General features: G+C 40.2%; 21 protein-coding genes and 1 riboswitch. Of the genes, 10 read left to right on the plus strand and 11 right to left on the minus strand.

Annotated features, from left to right (window positions below; all coding sequences use genetic code 11):
- Positions 1 to 42 precede the first annotated feature (42 nt).
- The 4 genes from purR to F0226_RS00580 all read left to right on the plus strand — a co-directional run bounded on the left by purR (position 43) and on the right by F0226_RS00580 (position 3,114).
- Complete coding sequence (gene purR / locus F0226_RS00565; RefSeq protein WP_171733796.1) at positions 43 to 1,047, plus strand: HTH-type transcriptional repressor PurR; 1,005 nt, start codon at positions 43 to 45, stop codon at positions 1,045 to 1,047.
- A 154-nt stretch (positions 1,048 to 1,201) separates the two neighbouring features.
- A riboswitch (cyclic di-GMP riboswitch) is annotated at positions 1,202 to 1,286 on the plus strand.
- Between the two features lie 107 nt (positions 1,287 to 1,393).
- A complete protein-coding gene (locus tag F0226_RS00570) occupies positions 1,394 to 1,984 on the plus strand; it encodes a TfoX/Sxy family DNA transformation protein (protein ID WP_171733797.1) in 591 nt (196 codons plus the stop codon).
- A 129-nt stretch (positions 1,985 to 2,113) separates the two neighbouring features.
- The gene (locus tag F0226_RS00575; RefSeq protein ID WP_171733798.1) at positions 2,114 to 2,794 is read left to right on the plus strand and encodes a TVP38/TMEM64 family protein; all 681 of its coding nucleotides are present in this window, start codon (positions 2,114 to 2,116) and stop codon (positions 2,792 to 2,794) included.
- Positions 2,794 to 3,114, plus strand: a complete 321-nt coding sequence (locus F0226_RS00580) for a DUF2007 domain-containing protein (RefSeq protein WP_171733799.1) — start codon at positions 2,794 to 2,796, stop codon at positions 3,112 to 3,114. The genes F0226_RS00575 and F0226_RS00580 overlap by 1 nt, the downstream gene beginning before the upstream one ends.
- Positions 3,115 to 3,239: 125 nt before the next feature.
- Here the strand turns inward: F0226_RS00580 and F0226_RS00585 are convergent, their stop codons facing one another.
- From F0226_RS00585 to topA, 4 genes are all read right to left on the minus strand, one after another.
- Positions 3,240 to 4,037 (minus strand): alpha/beta hydrolase, encoded by a 798-nt coding sequence (locus F0226_RS00585; RefSeq protein WP_171733800.1) that lies wholly within the window; start codon positions 4,035 to 4,037, stop codon positions 3,240 to 3,242.
- A gap of 268 nt (positions 4,038 to 4,305) precedes the next feature.
- The gene (glgA, locus tag F0226_RS00590; protein ID WP_171733801.1) at positions 4,306 to 5,760 is read right to left on the minus strand and encodes a glycogen synthase GlgA; all 1,455 of its coding nucleotides are present in this window, start codon (positions 5,758 to 5,760) and stop codon (positions 4,306 to 4,308) included.
- Positions 5,750 to 6,979, minus strand: a complete 1,230-nt coding sequence (gene glgC / locus F0226_RS00595; protein WP_137372473.1) for a glucose-1-phosphate adenylyltransferase — start codon at positions 6,977 to 6,979, stop codon at positions 5,750 to 5,752. Before glgC ends, glgA begins: the two co-directional genes overlap by 11 nt.
- A 520-nt stretch (positions 6,980 to 7,499) precedes the next feature.
- Positions 7,500 to 10,133 (minus strand): type I DNA topoisomerase, encoded by a 2,634-nt coding sequence (gene topA / locus F0226_RS00600; RefSeq protein WP_171733802.1) that lies wholly within the window; start codon positions 10,131 to 10,133, stop codon positions 7,500 to 7,502.
- Between the two features lie 437 nt (positions 10,134 to 10,570).
- Between topA and F0226_RS00605 the strand changes: the two genes are divergently transcribed.
- On the plus strand, positions 10,571 to 10,825 hold the full coding sequence (locus F0226_RS00605; protein WP_171733803.1) for a YciN family protein: 255 nt from the start codon (positions 10,571 to 10,573) through the stop codon (positions 10,823 to 10,825).
- Between the two features lie 50 nt (positions 10,826 to 10,875).
- Here the strand turns inward: F0226_RS00605 and aroA are convergent, their stop codons facing one another.
- Together aroA and F0226_RS00615 are read right to left on the minus strand one after the other, a co-directional pair.
- Positions 10,876 to 12,156, minus strand: a complete 1,281-nt coding sequence (gene aroA, locus F0226_RS00610) for a 3-phosphoshikimate 1-carboxyvinyltransferase (RefSeq protein WP_171733804.1) — start codon at positions 12,154 to 12,156, stop codon at positions 10,876 to 10,878.
- A 163-nt stretch (positions 12,157 to 12,319) separates the two neighbouring features.
- Positions 12,320 to 12,775, minus strand: coding sequence for a glycine zipper 2TM domain-containing protein (locus F0226_RS00615; RefSeq protein WP_171733805.1), 456 nt, complete (start codon positions 12,773 to 12,775; stop codon positions 12,320 to 12,322).
- Positions 12,776 to 12,831: 56 nt separating this feature from the next.
- Here F0226_RS00615 and aat point away from each other — a divergent pair, with 56 nt between their 5' ends.
- From aat to infA, 3 genes are all read left to right on the plus strand, one after another.
- Positions 12,832 to 13,545, plus strand: coding sequence for a leucyl/phenylalanyl-tRNA--protein transferase (aat, locus tag F0226_RS00620; protein WP_171733806.1), 714 nt, complete (start codon positions 12,832 to 12,834; stop codon positions 13,543 to 13,545).
- Positions 13,542 to 14,240 (plus strand): arginyltransferase, encoded by a 699-nt coding sequence (locus tag F0226_RS00625; RefSeq protein WP_171733807.1) that lies wholly within the window; start codon positions 13,542 to 13,544, stop codon positions 14,238 to 14,240. The genes aat and F0226_RS00625 overlap by 4 nt, the downstream gene beginning before the upstream one ends.
- A gap of 81 nt (positions 14,241 to 14,321) precedes the next feature.
- On the plus strand, positions 14,322 to 14,540 hold the full coding sequence (gene infA / locus F0226_RS00630) for a translation initiation factor IF-1 (protein WP_001040192.1): 219 nt from the start codon (positions 14,322 to 14,324) through the stop codon (positions 14,538 to 14,540).
- Between the two features lie 272 nt (positions 14,541 to 14,812).
- Here infA and clpA read toward each other — a convergent pair whose 3' ends face one another.
- Together clpA and clpS are read right to left on the minus strand one after the other, a co-directional pair.
- Positions 14,813 to 17,083: an ATP-dependent Clp protease ATP-binding subunit ClpA gene (clpA, locus tag F0226_RS00635; protein ID WP_171733808.1), complete on the minus strand. Its 2,271-nt coding sequence runs from the start codon at positions 17,081 to 17,083 to the stop codon at positions 14,813 to 14,815.
- 42 nt (positions 17,084 to 17,125) lie between these two features.
- On the minus strand, positions 17,126 to 17,446 hold the full coding sequence (gene clpS / locus F0226_RS00640; RefSeq protein WP_171733809.1) for an ATP-dependent Clp protease adapter ClpS: 321 nt from the start codon (positions 17,444 to 17,446) through the stop codon (positions 17,126 to 17,128).
- 508 nt (positions 17,447 to 17,954) lie between these two features.
- Between clpS and cspD the strand changes: the two genes are divergently transcribed.
- Positions 17,955 to 18,176, plus strand: a complete 222-nt coding sequence (cspD, locus tag F0226_RS00645; protein ID WP_171733810.1) for a cold shock domain-containing protein CspD — start codon at positions 17,955 to 17,957, stop codon at positions 18,174 to 18,176.
- A gap of 125 nt (positions 18,177 to 18,301) precedes the next feature.
- On the opposite strand, the gene F0226_RS00650 is transcribed toward cspD, so the two are convergent.
- On the minus strand, positions 18,302 to 20,527 hold the full coding sequence (locus tag F0226_RS00650; protein ID WP_171733811.1) for an NADP-dependent isocitrate dehydrogenase: 2,226 nt from the start codon (positions 20,525 to 20,527) through the stop codon (positions 18,302 to 18,304).
- 340 nt (positions 20,528 to 20,867) lie between these two features.
- Here F0226_RS00650 and F0226_RS00655 point away from each other — a divergent pair, with 340 nt between their 5' ends.
- Complete coding sequence (locus tag F0226_RS00655) at positions 20,868 to 21,548, plus strand: pseudouridine synthase (RefSeq protein WP_171733812.1); 681 nt, start codon at positions 20,868 to 20,870, stop codon at positions 21,546 to 21,548.
- 94 nt (positions 21,549 to 21,642) lie between these two features.
- Here F0226_RS00655 and F0226_RS00660 read toward each other — a convergent pair whose 3' ends face one another.
- Together F0226_RS00660 and F0226_RS00665 are read right to left on the minus strand one after the other, a co-directional pair.
- Complete coding sequence (locus tag F0226_RS00660) at positions 21,643 to 22,341, minus strand: DUF2057 family protein (RefSeq protein ID WP_171733813.1); 699 nt, start codon at positions 22,339 to 22,341, stop codon at positions 21,643 to 21,645.
- A gap of 77 nt (positions 22,342 to 22,418) precedes the next feature.
- Entirely contained in the window at positions 22,419 to 23,411 is a 993-nt protein-coding gene (locus tag F0226_RS00665) for a porin (RefSeq protein ID WP_171733814.1), read from the minus strand.
- Positions 23,412 to 23,541 lie beyond the last annotated feature (130 nt).

A 23,541-nucleotide genomic window follows, 5' to 3' on the forward strand; every position in this document is an offset into this window, starting at 1 on the left:
TGCCCTACTCTCTAGTAAAGTAGCTTTTAACAGGATAAAACCATGGCCACTATAAAAGATGTTGCTCGCTTAGCCGGCGTATCAACAACAACCGTTTCTCATGTCATCAATAAAACTCGCTTTGTTGCAGAAGCGACTCAAGAAAAAGTAAATAAAGCTGTTGATGAATTAAACTACGCACCTAGTGCTGTTGCTCGTAGCTTAAAATGTAATACGACACGTACTATCGGTATGCTAGTTACTCAATCCACCAACTTATTCTTCTCTGAAGTAATTGATGGCGTAGAGAGCTACTGCTACCGCCAAGGTTACACTTTGATCCTTTGTAATACTGGTGGTATTTACGAGAAACAACGCGACTACATTCGCATGCTGGCTGAAAAACGCGTAGATGGCATTTTGGTTATGTGTTCAGATCTAACAGAAGAACTTCGTGGAATGTTAGATCGACACGCAGATATTCCTAAAGTAGTGATGGATTGGGGACCTGAAAGCTCGCAAGCCGATAAGATCATCGATAACTCAGAAGAAGGCGGCTACTTAGCGACAAAATATCTTGTTGAAAAAGGGCACACTAAAATTGCTTGTTTAAGCGGTCATTTAGATAAAGCAGCTTGTACTGAACGTATCGCGGGCTACCGTCGAGCACTAAATGAAGCAAAAATTGAATTGAATGATGACCTAATCATTGAAGGCAACTTTGAATGTGATACTGCCGTAATTGCAGCAGACAAAATTGTAGCGATGGAAGACCGCCCAACAGCAGTATTCTGTTTTAACGATACAATGGCACTTGGTCTAATGAGCCGACTACAACAAAGTGGTCTTAAAATCCCAGATGATATTTCGGTTATTGGTTATGACAACATTGAGTTGGCTGAGTACTTCTCTCCGCCACTCACTACCGTCCACCAACCTAAGCGTCGTGTTGGTAAAAACGCTTTCGAAATATTACTTGAGCGTATTAAAGACAAAGATCATGAAAAACGGGTTTTCGAAATGCACCCAGAGATAGTGGAACGAAGCACAGTTAAATCTCTGAAATAAAGAACATTCATAAAGCGCACATAAAGGTGCGCTTTTTTACAAATCAAACAAATGCACTTAGTTACACATTACGACTATCATTTACTGAATGAATATCACACTTTAAAAATTCAAATGTGAGCTTTGTTCAACAAAATACTTATTCTGTCAAAAGTCACGCACAGGGCAAACCACTTTAAAGAGTGAGACGCAAAGCCTCCGGCCTAAGCCTTTATTGGTATGGTAGCGGGGTTGCCGATGGCAAAATGAAAGATTTACCGCTAACTGACATATTATAGCAACATTTTGCTACTCTCTCGGACCTGCTTATTTGGTGGCATAATTCAAATACACCGAGATAAATAACATGGATAAACCAGTACTAAAGGACTCGATGAAGTTATTTGAGTCCCTAGGAAAAATAAAATCGCGTTCAATGTTTGGTGGATTCGGCCTATTTGCTGACGAAACTATGTTCGCGTTAGTTGTGAATGATCAACTACACATTAGAGCTGATAAAAACTCTGCGGATCAATTCAAACAACAAGGGTTTCAACCGTACGTCTACAAAAAACGAGGGTTTCCTGTTGTTACTAAGTACTTCGCTCTTCCTGATAACATTTTGCAAGATCAGCAACAAACTCTCAATTTAGCAGAAGTTTCCCTAAACTTTGCAAAAGACGAGAAGAAGGAACAATCTTCAGCAAAGCCTGATCGTTTGAAGGATCTCCCAAACCTTCGTCTTGCTACTGAAAGAATGCTTAAAAAAGCTGGTATTGATTCAGTTGAAAGGCTGTATGAATTTGGCTCTGTGAACGCTTACAACGCTATTAGACAGTCTCATTCATCAGATGTAAGTCTTGAGTTGTTATGGGCATTAGAGGGCGCTATAAAGGGCATGCACTGGTCTGTTATTCCTCAACAGCGACGAGAAGAGCTCATCAGCCGTATTAATTAAGTTAATTATTCACTTTCACACCAAAAAGCCACATTCTTTGTGGCTTTTTTTATTTTCATTGAAAGTTAATTGCTTGATTCCCTGTCTAACTATAATAATGAGATGAAGTGACATTTAGAGGAAGTATTCATGAGTAAAAAATTAATTTTAGGAATCGTACTACTGGCAACCATCATCATACTCGGTGTCAATTTTGGTCAGTATTTAACGTTAGAGAATGCTAAAGCTCAGCAAGAGTTATTAAATAACTATATTGAAAGTAACTTCATACTGGCAGCTGCGATATATTTCATTGTTTACGTCATGATTACCGCTTTTTCAATCCCTGGAGCAGCGGTAGTAACTTTATTAGGGGCTGCCTTGTTCGGCTTTTGGGCAAGCCTAGTCTTGGTTTCATTCGCCAGCACCATCGGCGCGACATTAGCTTTTCTAAGTAGCCGATTTTTGTTACGAGATTGGGTACAAAGTAAATTTGGAGACAAACTGGCAACCATTAATCAAGGTGTTGAAAAAGATGGCGCGTTTTACTTATTTTCACTTCGCTTAATACCCGTATTTCCATTCTTCTTAATTAACTTATTGATGGGACTCACTCCTATCTCTATCTCTCGATACTACCTAACAAGCCAACTAGGTATGCTTCCTGGTACTGCTGTCTACTTAAACGCAGGTACACAACTTGCGGAAATTGACTCATTATCAGGAATTGTTTCACCTTCTGTTTTGCTGTCATTTGCATTGCTTGGTTTATTCCCAATTGTGGCAAAATGGGCAATGGCTAAATTTCGTTCAGGTCCGGTGGCTGAATAATGAAAATTTTTATCGCGAACAATCCTGCTGAGGCCCACATCGTATGTGGTCTTCTGCAAAGTGAAAATGTGGAATGTGAAGTAAGAGGTGAAGGTCTATTTGGGCTAAAAGGTGAACTCCCCTTTACCGAAGAAACTGACCCATACGTTTGGCTACCAAACACTGAGTACGCATCTAAAGCTAAAGTTATTGTTGAAGAGTACCGGTTGCAACAGACATCAAGACAATTTGAAGAATGGGTATGCGATAGCTGTGACGAAAATAATGAGCCACAGTTCGGATCTTGCTGGCAATGTGGTGCACTGTCACCACAGGGATAAAATTAACGTCAGACTCTCAAGAAAACTTTCGAATTAGAAGCTCTGAACTGAAGTTTCGCACTCTACACTTCCTTTCGCTTACATATCTCAGGAAACCGATAATAATATATTGAAGCAAATAGCCCCTAAGCTATTTGCTTTTGTATAAAGGCAATAGAACGCTTGTTGAACTCATCAGGTTGCTCAACATTACATACATGTCCACAATTTGGTATTTCCACAAGTTCACTTGCCTTATGCGCCTCAACCATTTCTTTAACCGGCTGAATAAACATATAGTCTCGCTCACCCATCAAATACAATGTTGGGATCGGTAACTCGCGATCTTTAAAGTACTTCATTATAGGGTTTACATCCGCAGTTAGGATGAACCAACGCTTAAACTCTTTTTGACAGAGTTTCTTAGCTTCCCTAATAAATAAATGTCGTGATTCTTTTTGACTTTTCTGCGGCATCACTACATAAGCAAATAAGCTGTATAGCCACATGTAAGGGATAAAATGCTTACTCAGGTTACCGAGCTTAATCAAAATCTGCGATCGAGTATTAAGACGGGTTACAGCTCCTCCTAGAACCATAGAACGAACTCTACTTGCCGCGATTTCAGCGACATTACGTACAATAATCGTCCCTAATGACATTCCCACAAAGTGAGCGGACCGAATTTTTAAATGATCAAGCACCTTCAAAATATCAAGCGTTACAGCTTTGAAGGTATATCGGTTAGCTATCAGCTCTTTTAACAAAGCATTAGATTTACCATGTCCACGTAAGTCGATTAACAGTAAATTAAAGTGCTCTTTGTAAGCTTTTATTTGCTTGAACCAAATAGATGAACTGCCACCAGCTCCATGCACAAAGACCACCCACTCATCGCTGGTCGGGTGTGTGAATGTTTTATGGAATAATAAAGTCTCTGACATATCCTTCGCTTAAATTACTAAAATTATCGTTATGCTCATATTGAGCTTTAAGGGCGCTAGGCTAGCACGCTATTAAACGGGTTAAGTGATGACAATGTCAATCATATCATTAGTTAAATGAATGAATCCGCACTTCATTACTATTAAAAACTAGCTATTTATCAAGCTGTTTGTAATCTTCCGCTATCAGATCTGACCACAAAAAAAGCGCTCTATTAAAGAGCGCCTTAGTTATTCACTATGCTATAAAAAGCCAACAATCAGAAAATCAAAATGCAGTTCTATACATTTCTAGATATTCTTCTGCGGCATGTTCCCAGCTAAAGTTTTGCTGCATTGCATAAAGCTGAACACGCTTGATTTCTTGAGGGTTTTGAGCATAAAGCAATAATGAACGGTGAAGAACGTTAAGCAGTGCTGCTGACGTTGGTTCATTGAACGCAAAGCCTGTGGCTACTTCAGGGTTTTCATCATAATCATTAACACTGTCTTTCAACCCACCAACACTGCGCACAATTGGAAGCGTTCCGTAAGCCATGCTATATATTTGGTTCAAACCGCACGGCTCAAATTCAGAAGGCATTAAGAAAAAGTCCGAACCAGCTTCAACCAAATGAGCAAACTTGTTGCTGTAGGCTTCAATGAAAGAAAACTTATCTGAGTGCTTCGCTTCCAACTCTTTTAATTGACTCGCCAGAACAGGGTCACCCGTACCAACAATGACAATTTGTAGATCATTTTTCAAAAATTGCTCTACGATTGGCAGTAAATAGTGAACACCTTTTTGATGAGTTAAGCGACAAACCATGCCATACACTGCGCAGTTTTTTACAGGTAAGCCAACTTCTTCTTGTAGTTGTTGCTTACAAGCTGACTTTCCTCGAACCATACTATGCTGTGTTGCTTTGAACTTACGAGGTAGAAACTCATCTGTTTCAGGGTTCCAAGCGCTGTAGTCACAACCGTTAAGAATGCCAAATAAATCATCGGAACGATGCTGAAACTCATAAGCCATACCATGGCTGCCAAGTTCAGTTTTCAACTCTTCAGCGTATGTTGGGCTAACCGCATTGATTTTGTCTGCACACAATACACCCGCTTTTAGCATAGTAACGTGAGTGTCACTCACTGCCGCTTCAGCGACATTATAGCTATGCATCTCTGGAAGGTTTTGCAATTCATCATAGGTAAATACACCTTTGAATACCGCATTATGAATTGAAATAACACTTCTAGTTCCAGCAAAGAATTCATGTTCCTGGTAACGAGATTTCAGTAAGAATGGAACAAAACCTGTGTGCCAGTCATTTGCATGAATAATATCAGGCTGAAAGCCTAATTTAGGTAACATGTCTAAGCTAGCTGCACTGAAAAATGAAAACCGCTCACCATTATCACTGTAAGCTTGATTATTTTCTGCGTACATCTCAGGGCGGTCAAAGTACTTAGGGCAATCAATGCCAAAGACTTCAACGCCTTCAACATTTAGCTTCTTAACGCGATAAGCAGTATGAGGCCAATGATCTAATTCTGATTCCAGAATGACTTCGGCAGAATCAACATCAGATATTTTGCTATATGCTGGGATACATACTCGTACATTTTGCTTGAGTGTTTGTAACGCTATAGGCAGTGCCTTGGCTACATCAGCCAAGCCACCACTTTTAATCAAGCCTTCAACTTCAGACGCTACAAAAAGTATTGATAACGACTTAGTAGCCAACACGCGCTCCTTTAGGGATTACTACAATACCTTCGTCTGAAACATGGTAGTGTTTTTTATCTTCTTGCAGGTTTACGCCGATTTGAGTGCCTGGGGCAATATCAGCATCTTTATCGACGATAACACGACGAAGTACACAACCCTCGCCCACTTTTACGTCACCTAAAAGGATACTTTCGCTAATATCACACGTTGATGCGATGTTGCTGCGGAAACCAAGCACACTTTTTTCAATACGGGAACCACGTACGTAACTGCCGCTACAAACCAAACTATCGATGATTTGAACTCGCCCATTATCTGAGTCAGAGAACGTCGCTGGCGGTAGTGGTGGGTAATATGTATGTAAAGGCCACTTACGGTTATATAGCGAGAATGGAGCATCTTTTTTCAAGAGATCCATGTGAGCTTGCCAGTACGCATCAATCGTACCTACATCGCGCCAATACACTTCTTCTTTCTCACCGGTAATGCGGTTGGTGCTGAAGTCATAAACAAAGACATCACCACGAGGAAACATATTAGGGATAATATCTTTACCAAAGTCGTGTGTTGAGCCTTCTTTATCTGCATCTTCAATAAGTTCAGCAAATAAGTCTTTAGCTTCAAAAACATAGTTACCCATTGAAACCAATGCAGATTCAGGGTCACCTGGAATACATTTCGGGTTAGCTGGTTTCTCTTCAAAACCAATCATACGCCCTTCAGCATCAACTTCGATAACACCAAACTCAGATGCTTCTGCAAGTGGCATACGCAACGCCGACACAGTTAATGAAGCTTCTTTTTCTTTATGGAAATCAATCATCTGCTTGATATCCATTTTGTAAATATGATCAGAACCAAAAATACAAACTTGATCAGGCTGCTCCAGCTCCATGAAACCTAAGTTTTGATAGATTGCGTCTGCAGTCCCTTCATACCAACGCTTACCAGTACGCATTTGCGCAGGGATAGGGTCAATGAAGCGGTCTGTAATACCATTAATATTCCAACCCTTTTTCATGTGGTGGAATAAAGATTGAGATTTGAACTGAGTAAGTACGTAGATCTTCATAAGATCAGCGTTTACAAAGTTGTTTAAAGCGAAGTCGATCAGGCGGTAACTACCACCAAAAGGAACAGAAGGTTTACTCCGGGATTCGGTTAAAGGTCTCAAACGTGAACCTTCACCACCAGCAAGAATCATTCCCAATACACCAGCCATTTTATTCTCCATATACTTATAGCTTGTCAAGTTAGTACCCATATATGAGTGACCTCGGGGGTAGGTACTAACAATAGATTTCGGTATTTAGTAAGTATTCATTCATAAATTATGAGAATAACACTAAGCCATACGTTGTTATGTGCGCCCTATTATTGGCACTTTGTTTTTTATAAGGTATCGATTTTCATATCGATTTCAATTTTAAATACAACATTCTGTGTTATGTAACCGATTGCTTTTCTAAGACTTAAACCAGGTCACATTACAATTGTCAGGGGTTACATAAGATTAACAGTAAAAGAACACTTTAAATACAATTATCAATAACCAGTAATGTCATACTAATCAGCATTCATTACAGATACATGAAAATCGAAAATCATTATGCAACAACGATAATAACTCGCTTCTTAGCATTTGCAATTACTCTGCCTATAAAAAGTTCTCTCATTTAATAAATCATACTTTTCATTAAATTTTAGATAAAAAAAAGCAGCGATAGAATCGCTGCTTTTCATTGTTTTAGTGTTTAGTCTTTAGCTTTAGGTTTTTTACGTTTATCCGTAACTTCCCACTTTCCATCTATATACATCGCAGTCCAACCTGAAGGTTTACCATCAGCCTCTGTACGTACATAGTTTTCTTTAGTCTTACGGCTAAAGCGGACAACCGCTGGCTTACCATCTGGATCAGCTTGCGGTGCTGTTGCAAGATATTGGAATTTTGGTGATATACGATCTTTAAAACGAACCAATTCCGACACTAAAGGTGCACGTGTTTCACGTGATTTAGGGAAGTTACTTGCTGCCATAAATAAACCAGAAGCTCCATCACGTAAAACAAAATACGCATCTGAGTTTTCACATGGTAATTCAGGTAAGTGAACAGGGTCTTCTTTAGGTGGTGCAACTTCACCATTTTTTAAAATTTTACGAGTGTTTTTACAGTCTTCACTCGTACAATCCATATATTTACCGAAACGACCATTTTTCAGAACCATATCGCTACCACACTTGTCACATTCAACAAGTGGGCCGTCGTAGCCTTTTACTTTGAACTCGCCGTGCTCAACCACATAACCTTCACAGTTAGGATTATTACCACACACGTGCATCTTACGCTTTTCATCGATAAGGTAAGCGTCCATCGCCGTTTCACAAATTGGACAACGTTTCTTAGCTCGAAGTGCTGCTGTTTCAACGTCTTCTTCAAGAACGTTGATAATGCCGTCTTCATCACCAAGGTTGATTGTTGTTTTACAACGTTCTTTCGGTGGAAGCGCATAACCAGAACAACCTAAGAATACGCCTGTTGAAGCTGTGCGAATACCCATTTTACGACTACAAGTCGGACACTCAATATCGGTTTCAACGATATGGTTTGGCTTCATGCCACCAGCATCTTCATCGAGATCCGCTTGCTCTAAGTCACCAGTGAAGTCTGTAAAGAAGTTATCTAGAACTCCCTTCCAGTTCGCTTCACCTTCTGCGATTTGGTCTAACTTTTGCTCCATACGAGCTGTAAAATCATAGTTCATTAGGTCATTGAAGCTACCGTCTAGACGGTCAGTTACAATTTCACCCATTTTTTCAGCATAGAAACGACGCTGTTCAACTTTCACATAACCACGATCTTGGATCGTCGAAATAATTGATGCGTACGTTGAAGGACGACCAATACCGCGCTTCTCAAGCTCTTTTACTAGCGCCGCTTCTGTGAAACGTGCTGGTGGCTTAGTGAAGTGCTGCTTAGGGTCTAGAGCAATTAGATCAAGCTTATCGCCAATTTGAACTGCAGGAAGAATGGTATCTTCATTCTTACCCATTGGACGTTGAACGCGAGTCCAACCATCAAATTTAAGGATACGACCTTTTGCTTTCAGCGTGTACTCATCCGCTTTAACACTTACTGTTGTTGAATCGTATTGCGCTGGCGTCATTTGACACGCAACGAATTGATTCCAAATCAGTGAGTAAAGCTTGTGAGCATCAGCATCAACACCATTTAAGTCTTCAGACTTCACATCAACACTTGAAGGGCGAATCGCTTCGTGGGCTTCTTGCGCGCCCTCTTTGCTACCATAAACAAGAGCTTTCGGTGGAAGATATTGATCACCGTACTCAGAACCGATGTATTCACGTGCGGCTTCTACAGCCTCTGAACTCAAGTTAGTCGAGTCAGTACGCATATAAGTGATGTAACCCGCTTCATAGAGGCGCTGAGCCAGCATCATGGTTTTCTTTACGCCGTAGCCAAGACGCGTACTCGCAGCTTGTTGCAACGTTGACGTGATGTAAGGGGCAGACGGCTTACTCTTCGTTGGGCGGTCTTCACGTTTACATACTTCGTATTGAGCTTTATCTAAAACACTAACGGCAGCCAAAGTTTGCGCTTCGTTTACTGGTCTGAAAGCAACACCATCTTTTTGTGCAACTTGCAGTCTGAAATCTGTTTTATCTGCTGTTTTCGTATCAGCATGCACATCCCAGAACTCTTCAGGAATAAACGCATTGATTTCACGTTCACGCTCAACCAATAGCTTAACCGCTACCGACTGAACACGACCTGCCGATAAACCACGAGCAACTTTCTTCCAGAGTAATGGTGATACCATAAAGCCAACTACACGGTCCATAAAGCGACGTGCCTGTTGTGCGTTCACACCATCAATATTTAGCTCACCAGGAGTTTCAAAAGCTTGTTGAATGGCATTTTTTGTAATTTCATTAAAAACTACACGTTTGTATCGCGATTCATCACCACCGATGATCTCACGAAGATGCCATGCGATAGCTTCTCCTTCGCGGTCCAAATCGGTTGCGAGATAAACGTGGTCAGCGTCTTTGGCAAGTTTTTGTAGTTCAGCAACCACTTTTTCTTTACCAGGTAGAATCTGATAGTTCGCTTCCCATTCTTGGTATGGGTTAATGCCCATCTTCTTGATTAGAGCTTTACGATCTTTTTCTTTTTTAACACGAGCCTTATCTTCAGGGCTCATATCCTTTGTTGAAACTGCAGCCGCTTTTTTACCAGTACTTTGACCAGCAGTTGGTAAATCACGTACGTGACCCACACTAGATTTAACGACAAAGTCCTTGCCAAGATATTTATTGATAGTTTTGGCCTTGGCTGGCGACTCCACTATAACGAGCGATTTACCCATATTGACTCTAATGTCCTTAATCACGATGCTTCAGCTCCAAGAATTCTATTTGGGCTTTTACGCATGATATTCTAAATTCATTGCTTCTTTTTTTACTATTGTGCGAGATTACTAGAAGATCAACCGCTTTTTTCAAAATTAGATCTGATTGGTCGACAATTCGACGACTCAGCTAAGAAAGGCACACAATAGATGAATGTAACGACATATGCCTGAAAATACAGGGCTAGCCTTTATTGATAAGGCTTTACTGACAAAACGAGCACATACTATGCGCGTAGTTTGCTTGAACGCGAACTTCATGCAATTATTTTTGTCATAAATCACAAAATAATTTACTGATATTAGAAAACTCTCACATCATGTGTAGTTAAATCATTGAAATTATGCGTTCGGTCAATAAACTAGTTTTATTAATTGCCTATCGAGATTAAACCATGAGCACTAAAAACGTTATTGCTGAATTTGACCTATTACTTATCGCCAACCAAGTCATTCAATCTCACGCTGATTACATTGAAGGAATGCGAGCGACAAGCGTTACAGAAAAAGACGAAGTCTTAGTATTTCAAGGTGACTACTTTCTAGACGATAATGGCTTGCCGACACCGAATACAACTGCAGTATTTAATATGTTCAAATACTTAGCTCATCATCTATCTAAAGAATTTACTTTAGAAGATTCAAAATAAAGGCTGAAGAACAAAGAAAAAAGCTTGCCAACTAGGCAAGCTTTTTTACATTACTGACTAAGCATTTTTAGCTTGTCAAAGTAATTAGGAAATGTCTTGGATGTACAACCAGGATCATTAATTGTTACTGGCGTATTACTTAGCGCGACAAGTGAGAAGCACATTGCCATGCGATGGTCATCATATGTATCAATTTCAGCATGCTTTAGCTGCGAAACAGGCTTCACTATAATGTAGTCTTCACCCTCTTCAACTTCAGCCCCGACTTTACGTAATTCTGTCGCCATTGCTGCCAATCGATCTGTTTCTTTCACTCGCCAGTTATATACATTTCGAATAGCGGTTGTACCGGTCGCAAAAAGAGCGGTTGTCGCAATAGTCATTGCAGCATCAGGAATATGGTTGTAGTCCATGTCGATGCCTTTCAGCTCTCCACAACGAGAAATCACATAGTCGTCTCCCCACTCAATTTCAGCGCCCATTTTTTCTAACGCATCAGCAAATTGAATATCGCCTTGAATACTATTCTTACCAATTCCGGTAACTTTAATTTCACCACCTTTAATCGCTGCAGCCGCTAGGAAATATGAAGCAGAAGAGGCATCACCTTCGACAAGGAAATCACCTGGTGCAACATACTTTTGACCCGTAGGGATAACAAACTCTTGATAGTCGTTATTAATCACTTCAACACCAAATTGTTTCATGATGTGCAGAGTGATATCAATATAAGGTTTAGAAACTAATTCACCTTCAATATTGATACGAATTTCGCCTTCAGCCAAAGGAGCAGCCATTAAAAATGCAGTTAAGAACTGGCTGGAGATTGAACCATCAATTGAAACTCGACCGCTTTTTAAACCGGTACCTTTAATTTTCAAAGGTGGGAAATTTTCATTTTCTAAATATTCGACTTCTGCACCTGCGGTACGAAGTGCAGCCACTAAATGTCCAATAGGTCGCTCTTTCATACGAGGTTCGCCAGTCAATACGAACTCACCTTTACCAAGGCACAAAGCTGCAGCAAGCGGGCGCATTGCTGTACCAGCATTACCTAAAAATAGTTCTAATGTTTTATCTGCTTCAAAAACGCCACCTAAACCTTCCACTTCACATACTGTTTTATCTGAAGATAATTGGTAGTTAACACCTAACTGAGTGAGTGCATTCAGCATATGACGAATATCATCACTATCAAGTAGGTTAGTCAGCCTTGTTTTGCCCGAAGCTAGTGCGGCAAGCAACAATGCTCGATTAGAAACACTTTTTGAACCCGGTAGATTGACTTCACCATCCACTTTCTGAATTGGTTGTAACGTTAGGCTTTCCATTAAATTTATTAGTCCTTGTATCACTTGAACATGCGAGTAAGCGCTGAGTTCTCAAGCAATGAATAATTCTTCGTACTAGCAGACTATCGAAATTTAACACCGAACTCCAGAGCTAATCACACCTTTAAAGGTGAATATTTAATCAACTAAACCCACTTTAAATTTAGTAAGCTAAATCTACCCTTACTCCATCTGTAAAATACAAAATTCTAACCGAATCCCCGCGCTCAAATAGCATTGCGCTGTCGACATCTTGAATAATATTAATGAGTTTCCCTTTATCAGTCTCAACCAAAAGTTCTACCAGTTTATATTCAACTTTATATTGCGTATTACCACGATTACGAGCAACACCCGCGCCAGCAACAGCACCAACTGCAGTCGCGACTTCCTTCCCAGTACCGCCCCCAAATTGGTTACCAATTAAGCCACCAACGGCAGCCCCAAGCAGTGTTTCCCAACCGCTACTTTTCGATTGCACAACCTCTTGCTGAGTAATATATCTAACTGAATCAACCTTGCCGTAAACCACTTCGTTCACTTGCTTAGCTTGATTACGGCTGTAACCAGCATTTGCCAACATGGGTAAAACAAGTAAAATCCACAAAAAATTCTTCATTGTTATTCTCCTAAACGCCATTTGAAGATTCGGTAATAATTCTTAACGCGACTATTATGACTATATATTTAACTGAGCTTGATACCAACAATCTAGAATTCCCATCTCCTTTTGATGCATTAGACGACCCAAATGGCTTGTTAGCTTTTGGTGGCGACCTATCCCCGGCAAGGATCTTAAAAGCCTATAGCCAAGGCATATTTCCTTGGTATGGTCCTGGAGAACCCATCCTATGGTGGAGCCCTGCTCCGCGAGCCCTTTTTTATCCTAAGACCTTCAAACCAGCAAAAAGTCTTAAAAAATTTCAAAAAAAGAACCAATATAAAGTCAGCATCAATCAAGCCACTGATAAAGTGATTCATCTTTGTTCTGCATTGCGCCCAGCAGAAGAGACATGGCTGAATAAAGATATGCAAAAATCTTACATTGAGCTTGCCAAACAAAAATATTGTCACTCTGTTGAAGTATGGCAAAACGATCAACTTATTGGTGGGCTTTATGGTCTTATTCAAGGTCATGTTTTTTGTGGTGAGTCGATGTTTAGCACCCAAACCAACGCCTCAAAAATTGCATTGTGGTATTTTTGCCAACATTTTTCTAAGTTTGGCGGTCAGATTATCGATTGCCAAGTCATGAACCCTCACCTTGAATCTCTAGGAGCAATTAAAGTGGACCGTGAAGAGTTTCTCGATTCTTTACTACAATTAAAGGGAAATAAGTTAGAAGATGGTTGTTTTACTCCTCAATGGTTAGAGGCTTCACCTGCATGAATTCAGATTTACAACAAATAAAAATTGGTCTAACAGATAATCACGCATGCAGTTACTTACCTGATTATGAAGAAAGAGTCGCGGTTGCACTTGATGAACACATGCATACACCTGAGAATTATGAAGTTCTATTAGCCAATGGATTTCGTCGAAGTGGGTCTACTATGTATAAACCCCACTGTGATAAATGTAATTCCTGTAACGCGATTCGCCTGTCAATCCCTAACTTTTCTTTCTCAAAAAGTCAGAGGCGACTTCTCAATAAAGCGAAGTCTTTTCATTGGATTTTAAAGGACACGATGGATGAACAATGGTTTGATTTATATAGCCGTTACATAAAAGCTCGTCATCGTACCGGAAGCATGTTTCCACCTAAAAAAAACGAATTTTTTCAATTTTCTAAAAACCACTGGCTTACTACGAAATTTCTACATGTCTACGATCAAGACAAGCTGATTGCAATCGCCGTTACTGATATTATGAGTAAATGTACCAGTGCTTTTTATACCTTCTTTGACCCTGACATTGAGTTATCTTTAGGAACTCTAGGAGTCCTTTACCAGATTCAGCACGCTCAAAAACACCAAAAACAGTGGCTCTATTTGGGGTATCAGATAGATGAATGTCCAGCGATGAACTACAAAGTACGATTTCAAGGGCATCAAAGGCTAGTAAATCAGCTGTGGCAAGGGTAGAATACGCGACAACTTTACATATTTTGATTTTAGCGGCTAATCGAGTCCGTTAAAAACAGCCAAGTTTCGAAAGAGGATTAGATGGCTAAAGAAGACGTAATCGAGATGCAAGGCACCGTCCTTGATACTCTACCAAACACAATGTTCCGTGTTGAGCTTGAAAATGGTCACGTAGTGACAGCTCACATCTCTGGTAAAATGCGTAAGAACTACATTCGTATTCTTACGGGTGACAAAGTAACTGTTGAGATGACTCCATACGACCTTTCTAAAGGCCGCATCGTCTTCCGTGCTCGTTAATTTTTAATTAGCGAATGCAATAAAAAACGGAGCTTATAGCTCCGTTTTTTATTGCTGTTACAAGCACAAACTTGGAATCAAAAACCAGCCTAACTATTTGATTAAAATTAGATTTAAACTTAATTTATAAATCACTAGAAAAAACAGAACCAACACAGTAAATGTCTATTCTCACAACCCTTCAATTAATCTAGATATATAAAAAAACGCCCAGTATGCTTAAGCACCTGGACGTTCCTCATATCAAAAAATCAATCCTACATTAAGTGTATTTAATGCATGACTTCTTCTTTTGCACCTAAGTAATCGAAGTGCAATTTATCTTTCTTAAGTGACACTTTTACAGTACCACCGTCAACCAAACTTCCGAATAACAGCTCATTCGCTAAAGGCTTCTTCAGCTTGTCTTGGATAACACGACCCATTGGGCGTGCACCCATGGTTTTATCGTAACCTTTAGCCGCTAACCAATGACGAGCATCCTCAGCAACCTCTAACGACACGCCACGAGCATCCAGCTGAACCTGAAGCTCTACGATGAATTTATCAACAACTTGATGGATTACCGTTTGATCTAAGTTATTAAACCAAATGATATTATCTAGGCGATTTCTAAATTCAGGTGTAAAAAGCTTTTTAATTTCACCCATCGCATCTGGAGCATGATCTTGCTGAATAAGACCAATAGATTTTTTCTCAGTTTCAGCCACACCCGCATTGGTTGTCATTACTAAAATCACATTACGGAAATCAGCTTTACGTCCGTTATTATCTGTCAAAGTACCGTTATCCATCACTTGTAACAGCAAGTTAAAGATATCAGGATGAGCTTTCTCAATTTCATCAAGAAGTACAACAGAATGAGGATGCTTGATAACCGAATCTGTTAGTAAACCACCTTGGTCATAACCCACATAGCCAGGAGGAGCACCGATTAAACGACTTACCGAATGTCTTTCACCATATTCAGACATATCAAAACGCAGTAGCTCGATACCAAGCAGTTTTGAAAGCTGAACAGTAACTTCCGTTTTACCAACACCAGTAGGACCCGCAAATAAGAAAGAACCAACAGGTTTATTCTCTGCACCTAAACCAGCACGAGTAAGTTTGATAGCTTCGCTTAATACATCAATTGCAGGATCTTGTCCGAATACCAACATCTTCATCTTGTTATCAAGCTTTTGCAGGATATCCTTATCTGATGAAGAAACAGACTTTTCTGGAATTCGAGCCATTTTAGCAACCATAGCTTCAATATCTGCAACGCCAACCGTTTTCTTTCTACGGCTTGCTGGTGCTAAACGACTACGAGCACCGGCTTCATCTATAACATCGATGGCTTTATCAGGGAGGTGACGTTCATTGATGTACTTAGCCGAAAGCTCTACAGCTGCGCGAAGTGCTTTATTTGTATAACGTACTTCGTGATGCGCTTCATACTTAGGTTTCAAGCCAATTAATATTTTGGTTGTGTCATCCAGTGATGGCTCAACAATATCAATCTTTTGGAACCGGCGAGAAAGTGCACGTTCTTTTTCGAAGATAGAATTATATTCTTGGTAAGTAGTAGAACCAATACAACGAAGTTTTCCGCTACTCAGTAAAGGTTTAATAAGGTTAGCCGCATCAACTTGACCGCCAGAAGCTGCCCCCGCACCAATAATAGTGTGGATTTCATCAATGAATAGAATCGCTTCTTCTTCTTTCTCTAGTTGTTTGAGAATCGCTTTAAAACGTTTCTCAAAGTCGCCACGGTATTTAGTACCAGCTAATAAAGAGCCAATATCTAAAGAATAGATAACGCTATCTTTGATGACATCTGGAACTTGTCCTTCAACAATACGCCAGGCTAAACCTTCAGCAATTGCAGTTTTACCAACTCCGGCTTCACCTACAAGTAGTGGGTTATTTTTACGGCGGCGGCACAGTACTTGAATAGTACGCTCTAGCTCTTTATCGCGGCCGATTAGCGGGTCAATATTGCCTTGTTTAGCTACTTCATTCAGGTTTGTAGCAAAGCTTTCAAGACGATCTTCAGAGCCTACTTCTTCTGCACTTTCGGAACCAAAAGAATCAGATGAAGAAAGATCCTCGCTATCACTTCCTGATTTAGTAATGCCATGTGAAATAAAGTTAACAATATCTAAACGACTAATGTCATTCTTTTTAAGTAGATAAGCGGCGTGAGATTCTTGTTCACTAAAGATAGCAACAAGCACGTTTGCTCCAGTAACTTCACTACGACCTGAAGATTGAACATGAAAAACTGCACGTTGAAGCACGCGTTGAAAGCTCAATGTAGGTTGAGTCTCACGAGTCTCATCATTTTCGGGAATAAGGGGAGTGGTTTGATCGATAAAAATATCGAGTTCATGACGCAAGGCGTCTAAATCAGCCTGACAGGCTTGAAGAGTTTCCTTCGCTGCATCATTTTCTAATAATGCGAGTAGGAGGTGTTCGACAGTCATAAACTCATGACGCTTGTCACGCGCGCGAGCAAATGCGCCATTTAAGCTCGATTCTAGTTCTTTATTTAGCATAAGTACCTCCTAAGGGAACAACTTTGTTGTCCAAGCAATTCTTTACGCTTGCTCCATTGTACATAGTAGCGGATGCTCATTTTCCTTTGAGTACATCGTTACCTGCGCTACCTTTGTTTCCGCAATTTCTGCACTAAAAGTGCCACAAATCGCTTTACCTTCATAATGAACCTTAAGCATCACATCCGTTGCTTTTTCGATGTCTAGAGAGAAAAAGCGCTCAAGTATCTCAATTACGAAATCCATCGGCGTGTAATCATCGTTATTCAGTACAACATTGTACAGAGCCGGCGGTTTAACTTTAGTCGTTTCTTTCTCCAGTAAATCTGAGCCTGGAGATGCCCATTCAAAATTTTTGCTCATGTTAGTTTTGCTAGGTTCTTTCTCGGGAAATTACGAAGAGTGTTTAAACTAATTTATCACATCCCTGCAATGCGGTGTACTAAGAAAGGTGCTCAAAAATGCATTCCCTACTAATGAGCCTAATCCACCATTTGCATCGCTGCAAATAAAACCTGTCTATTAACAAGATTAACATATGTGATTGATTAAAAAGACACCGCCACCATTCAAGAAAGCTATGATTCAATAGCTCAGTTATGTACACATTGATGAAAAGTTATCTTTCTCAAGGTTGATTTGTTAGCAATTTTGTTAATTTTTATACCATTTAACTATTGACTGTGCCCGCTCATTAGCTACATTGGTGCTAAGTGGTTTTTTATTCACCACATTGCTCACTAAATATAATACGTTTCGCGACAGGAAAGTCGCTAACTGAGAAGCAATGGGCAACGAAATTCATACCACTAACCTAGTGTTAGTAGAGTAAACACAACATCAGTAACAGAATGCATGAGGGATGTATAGCATGGCTACAGGTACAGTAAAATGGTTTAATAACGCCAAAGGGTTTGGTTTCATTTGCCCTGAAGGTGAAGAGGGTGACATCTTCGCACACTACTCAACAATTCAAATGGACGGTTATCGTACTTTGAAAGCAGGTCAACAAGTTGACTATGAGATTGAGAAAGGTCCAAAAGGCTCTCATGCAAGTTCTGTAGTGCCCGTCGAAGGAAGCGCTGCCAAATAAAAATACAGTAAAATAGATGAACTAGTCATTTTCATCTATTCGTTAGCAAAAGCTTAAAAATAAAAACCCGCCATTTGGCGGGTTTTTATACTCAGTCATTAACGTAATAATTACGCAGAATGAACTTACGCATCAATAAATGCATTCAACGTTGCACTTGGACGCATAAGAGCTGATGTAAGGTTATCATCTAATGAGTAATAGCCACCTAAGTCACCAGCGACTCCTTGAGCACTATTTAACTCAGCAACAATCACTTCTTCATTTTCAGCAAGTTTAGAAGCAATTTCCGTAAATTCAGCAGAAAGCTCGCTATCTACAGACTGTTCAGCCAAAGCTTTAGCCCAGTAAGCTGCCAAGAAGTAATGGCTACCGCGGTTATCAAGCTCACCCACACGGCGAGAAGGCGATTTATTATTATCTAAAAACTCACCTGTTGCTTTATCTAATGCGTCTGCAAGTACTTTCGCTTTAGCATTACCCGTTACAACACTTAGGTGCTCTAAAGATGCAGCTAATGCCAAAAACTCACCTAGCGAATCCCAACGCAGGTGGTTTTCTTTTTCCACTTGTTGTACGTGCTTAGGTGCAGAACCACCAGCGCCAGTTTCAAATAAACCACCGCCATTCATAAGAGGGACAATTGACAACATTTTAGCGGATGTACCAAGCTCTAAAATTGGGAATAAATCCGTTAGGTAATCACGTAAAACGTTACCTGTAACAGAAATTGTATCCAGACCTTCTTTGATACGGACTAAAGAAAATTGCGTCGCTTCTAATGGAGCAAGAATTTTAATCTCTAGACCATCAGTATCGTAGTTTGGTAAGTAAGCCTCAACTTTCTTAATCAGTTCAGCATCATGCGCACGGGCACTATCTAGCCAAAATACAGCTGGAACACCGGATGCACGAGCACGTGTAACGGCTAATTTAACCCAATCTTGAATTGGCGCGTCTTTAACCTGACACATGCGGAAGATATCACCCTCTTCTACTGCTTGTTCAAGCAAAACAGCACCAGAAGCATCAACAACTTGCACTTTACCGGCAGCATCTAAAACAAATGTTTTATCATGAGAACCGTATTCTTCTGCTTTCTGAGCCATCAAGCCAACATTTGGAACGCTGCCCATAGTTGTTGGATCAAATGCACCATTTTCTTTACAAAAATCAATAACAGCTTGGTATACGCTTGCATAGCTGCGATCTGGGATCAGTGCCTTCGTGTCTTTCTGCTTGCCGTCTGGTCCCCACATTTGACCTGAAGAACGTAGCATTGCAGGCATAGAGGCATCAACAATGATATCACTTGGTACATGTAGGTTAGTAATACCTCGATCAGAATCTACCATTGCTAAAGCTGGTTGAGTTTCATATACCGCTAATAAAGCAGCTTCAATTTCTTCTTTCTTCGCTTGAGGTAGAGAGGCAATTTTTGCATATACATCGCCAAGACCGTTGTTCACATCAACACCAAGCTCTTCAAATAGCTCGCCATATTTAGCAAACACGTCTTTGTAGTAAACTTTAACTGCGTGCCCAAAGATGATCGGATCTGAAACCTTCATCATTGTCGCTTTAAGGTGTAATGAAAGTAGAACGTCTTCTTCTTTAGCCGCAGCAATTTCTTTTTCAAAAAACTCAACTAAAGCAGCTTTGTTCAATACAGACGTATCAATGATCTCATTTTCCAACAAACCGAATGCTGGCTTAAGAGTTTTCGACGTTCCATCTGCACCAACGAATTCAATGCTTACTGCTGTCTCGCTACCAATTGTTGTGGATTTCTCACTTCCAAAGAAGTCTTTACCTTCCATGCTTGAAACATGAGACTTAGAATCTGCCGCCCATGCACCCATTGAATGCGGGTTTTTCTTTGCATAGTTCTTAACAGAAAGAGGAGCACGACGGTCAGAATTACCTTCACGTAACACAGGGTTAACTGCACTACCTTTGATTTTGTCATACGTCGTTTTAATTGCTTTTTCTTCGTATGTATTTGCTTCTTCTGGATAATTAGGTAATGCATACCCTTTAGCTTGTAATTCTTTAATTACCGCTTGAAGCTGTGGCACAGAGGCAGAAATGTTAGGAAGCTTAATGATATTTGCTTCAGGCGTTTTCGCCAATTCGCCAAGCTCAGCAAGAGCATCCCCAATGCGTTGTTCTTCTTTTAGGTGCTCTGGGAAGTTTGCAATAATACGCCCAGCAAGTGAGATATCACGAGTATCAACATTGATACCAGAAGAAGCAGTAAAAGACTGAATAATTGGCAGCAAAGAGTAAGTGGCTAATGCTGGAGCTTCATCTGTAATGGTATAGATGATGGTTGGTTTTTCAGTAGGCATGAAATTTCCCTATAGTTCTAACAAGCTCACTCCAAATAGTGAGACCGTGTAAATTGACCGGTAAGTGACGATAACGCCAATGGTATTGTGATATTCGCCATAAAGTACTTACGCGATTATCGCACTCTATCTTATTTTCCATGCTGCCTATTTAAAGCCACATGAACTAAATCCATGAGTGCGTTGTTATAATGAAACACGTTATACTTAAACAAATTTGGCTCGATAGTCCAATAACTTGTTATGTTTTGTGTCTTTTAGGCGCGCAAATGATAGCTCAATTCTGTTTCCGTTAAAACTTTTCGGTACACTTCATTTACATTTTTGCAAGGTAGTTAACATGTCTACTCGCTCACGCAGCGTAAACAACTCTGACAAACCATCACGTACTCGTTCGACTTTCAAACAGGGTGATTCCAAAAGAAAAGCCTCATCAAGTAAGCACAGAGTCAAGAAAGCAAACACCAAACCAAAAGTGTCCTTAGAAGATAGAAAAGTAATCCTTTTTAATAAACCTTTCGATACATTGAGCCAGTTCACTGACGGTGAAGGTAGAAAAACACTGGCTGACTTTATCCCTGTAAAAGATGTTTATGCTGCCGGTAGGCTTGATAGAGACAGCGAAGGCTTAATGGTTTTGACTAACGATGGTATTTTCCAAGCAAAATTAACTGACCCTAAATCAAGATCACCTAAGACTTACTGGGCGCAGGTTGAAGGTAGCCCTTCTGAGGAAGATTTAGAAAAATTGAGAAAGGGTGTCGAGCTAAAAGATGGTATGACGCTACCTGCTGAAATAGAAATGATGGCAGAACCAAAAGTTTGGGATAGAACACCTCCAGTTCGTTTCAGAGCTGCTATTCCAACAACTTGGCTATCTATCACTATTATTGAAGGGCGCAACCGTCAAGTTCGTCGAATGACAGCCAATATCGGTTTCCCTACCCTAAGGCTTATTCGCTTTTCGATGGGAGATATGAATGTTGGAGATTTGCAACCAGGCGAATGGAAAGAGATTTGATCAAGCCTGAATAATATTGCGGAAACATAAAGCAAAAAAGCGAAGTCACTTTAAAGTAGACCTCGCTTTTCTCATTTATGGACGACCGATGCAATTAATCTTGGTCAATCATCCACTTACGGAATTCTTTACGATCTTCTTTTGAAGTCTTTAGATACCAAGCTTTAAGCTGTTCTAAAGATTCAGATTTATCAGTAGCTATAGGCTTTGCAATTACGGCAACTGGCTCTACTTTAGCAACTTCTGTACTCACTGCGTTAGTAACGACTTCTGTACGTGTTTGGTTAGCAACTACTAGGTAACTCATAGCGACAGCCGCCGGGCCACCAACTTTATTATATTCTGTTGCTTCTTCAGAATAACTTCTATTTAGTTGAATACCTTCACCATCTAACACATCTTCAGTTTTAGGCAATGCTTGCCCTTGTTCATCTTTAATTTCCCACTGAAGGTTTTTAATACCTTCTTGAGCAGTACGGAAGTTCTTAAATTTAGGCATAGACAAAGTAAGTTCCTCATCATTAGCCTCAAACTTAGCAATAATGACAGAACTATAAGCTTTTCTTTGATTATCTCTTTCATCAAAAACAGGTTCATATTGAAAAACGATTTGGTTCACACCATCGGGTAAGACTACTGTTTTCTCAGCAGAGAATAACCCTTGCTCAAAATCAGGGCTACTCATGTTAACAGAGAGTAGATCCACATTTTCAGGAACATCGAGTGTGACTTCAGCATTAACAACGGAAGCCGTAACTAACAGCCCCAAAAGAGAATATTTCAAACTTTGCATTATTGTATCCATCCTAATAAACAATAGACAAAAAAAAGCCCAGCACTATGCTGGGCTTTCATTAACAATACTTTAAATTACCAGTAAACGCGAGCACCGATACCAAAGTTGCTTGCTCCGTCTACACTTTGTGGTGCAACTACAGCGTCAGTACCTTGGCGGTTGAAGCCTAGAGTATCACCGTCTGCGTAACCGTATTCTGCGTAAACGCGAGCCCAGCTAGCGTATTTGTATTCAACACCAACGTAAATTACGTCACTGTCTTCAAGAGCGCTGTGATCTTGAGATACGAATTCGTAACCACCGTATACAGTAGTTTTATCAGCAATACCGTACATAGCACCTAAAGTGATACCTGTTTGGTCTGCTTTATCATTTGCAGATTCGATAGAAGAACCAGCAAGAGTAGCACCAAGTGTTAGAGCATCTTTAGAGTACTCAACAGTACCTTCGTAGTATGTGTGCTCAAGACCTTCGTGAGTTGAACCAACAACATCATCATTTACCTGACCACCACCAACGTGAACACTGAAGTCACCGAAAGAAGTACCAGCGTAAACTTCAACTAGCTCTTGGTTTGAAGAATCTTCGTCAAAGCCGTAGCCAAGTTTAACCCAGAAGTTATCAGCATCGTAAGAGTACTTTACTTGTGAATCGTGAAGAGCGCTGTTTAGCGTTGAGTAAAGTAGTGCTGAACCACCAAAGAAGTAAGAGTAATCAGCGCCGTAAACGTCATCTGAAAGTGTCCACTGTTTACCTAACTTAATTGTACCAACAGAGTCGCTGCTTAAACCAGCAATGTGGTTACGAACGTACATGTCACCGCTGTCTTTCAGTGCGAACTCTACTTTACCTAGAACTTTAAGGTCATCAGATACATTGTATTGAGCATCAACACCAGCACGTGAAGAACCAGAACCTAGTGTAGGATCTTTGTCATCTAGGAATTTAAGTTCTGTACGTAGTTGACCGTAAAAGTCTACTGTACCTTCGTCTGTTTTATAAATTTCTGCTGCGCTAACTGAACCTGCTGCTGTAACAACTGCAAGTGCTAATAGAGTCTTTTTCATAATAAATCCACTGCCTTTTCTAAGAATGGGAGATCCTTGCCCGGTTCCCTTTTTATGACTGTGTCTATCAATCTTTGTTGATTAGTCACTGCCACTAAATTTCGTGGTCTAGATTGCAAAAGATTATTCT

The sequence above is a fragment of the Vibrio sp. 99-70-13A1 genome (assembly GCF_013114625.1).
Taxonomy (GTDB): domain Bacteria; phylum Pseudomonadota; class Gammaproteobacteria; order Enterobacterales; family Vibrionaceae; genus Vibrio.

Excerpts from the sequence above, each read along its gene's own strand:
- F0226_RS00625 (WP_171733807.1), top strand. The coding sequence starts at position 13,542 with ATGAATTCAGATTTACAACAAATAAAAATTGGTCTAACAGATAATCAC.
- infA (WP_001040192.1), top strand. The coding sequence starts at position 14,322 with ATGGCTAAAGAAGACGTAATCGAGATGCAAGGCACCGTCCTTGATACT.
- F0226_RS00660 (WP_171733813.1), bottom strand. The coding sequence starts at position 22,341 with ATGCAAAGTTTGAAATATTCTCTTTTGGGGCTGTTAGTTACGGCTTCC.
- purR (WP_171733796.1), top strand. The coding sequence starts at position 43 with ATGGCCACTATAAAAGATGTTGCTCGCTTAGCCGGCGTATCAACAACA.
- F0226_RS00655 (WP_171733812.1), top strand. The coding sequence starts at position 20,868 with ATGTCTACTCGCTCACGCAGCGTAAACAACTCTGACAAACCATCACGT.
- clpS (WP_171733809.1), bottom strand. The coding sequence starts at position 17,446 with ATGAGCAAAAATTTTGAATGGGCATCTCCAGGCTCAGATTTACTGGAG.
- aat (WP_171733806.1), top strand. The coding sequence starts at position 12,832 with ATGACTATATATTTAACTGAGCTTGATACCAACAATCTAGAATTCCCA.
- F0226_RS00580 (WP_171733799.1), top strand. The coding sequence starts at position 2,794 with ATGAAAATTTTTATCGCGAACAATCCTGCTGAGGCCCACATCGTATGT.
- glgC (WP_137372473.1), bottom strand. The coding sequence starts at position 6,979 with ATGGAGAATAAAATGGCTGGTGTATTGGGAATGATTCTTGCTGGTGGT.
- F0226_RS00585 (WP_171733800.1), bottom strand. The coding sequence starts at position 4,037 with ATGTCAGAGACTTTATTATTCCATAAAACATTCACACACCCGACCAGC.
- F0226_RS00605 (WP_171733803.1), top strand. The coding sequence starts at position 10,571 with ATGAGCACTAAAAACGTTATTGCTGAATTTGACCTATTACTTATCGCC.
- F0226_RS00570 (WP_171733797.1), top strand. The coding sequence starts at position 1,394 with ATGGATAAACCAGTACTAAAGGACTCGATGAAGTTATTTGAGTCCCTA.
- clpA (WP_171733808.1), bottom strand. The coding sequence starts at position 17,083 with ATGCTAAATAAAGAACTAGAATCGAGCTTAAATGGCGCATTTGCTCGC.
- F0226_RS00575 (WP_171733798.1), top strand. The coding sequence starts at position 2,114 with ATGAGTAAAAAATTAATTTTAGGAATCGTACTACTGGCAACCATCATC.
- F0226_RS00665 (WP_171733814.1), bottom strand. The coding sequence starts at position 23,411 with ATGAAAAAGACTCTATTAGCACTTGCAGTTGTTACAGCAGCAGGTTCA.
- F0226_RS00615 (WP_171733805.1), bottom strand. The coding sequence starts at position 12,775 with ATGAAGAATTTTTTGTGGATTTTACTTGTTTTACCCATGTTGGCAAAT.
- topA (WP_171733802.1), bottom strand. The coding sequence starts at position 10,133 with ATGGGTAAATCGCTCGTTATAGTGGAGTCGCCAGCCAAGGCCAAAACT.
- cspD (WP_171733810.1), top strand. The coding sequence starts at position 17,955 with ATGGCTACAGGTACAGTAAAATGGTTTAATAACGCCAAAGGGTTTGGT.
- aroA (WP_171733804.1), bottom strand. The coding sequence starts at position 12,156 with ATGGAAAGCCTAACGTTACAACCAATTCAGAAAGTGGATGGTGAAGTC.
- F0226_RS00650 (WP_171733811.1), bottom strand. The coding sequence starts at position 20,527 with ATGCCTACTGAAAAACCAACCATCATCTATACCATTACAGATGAAGCT.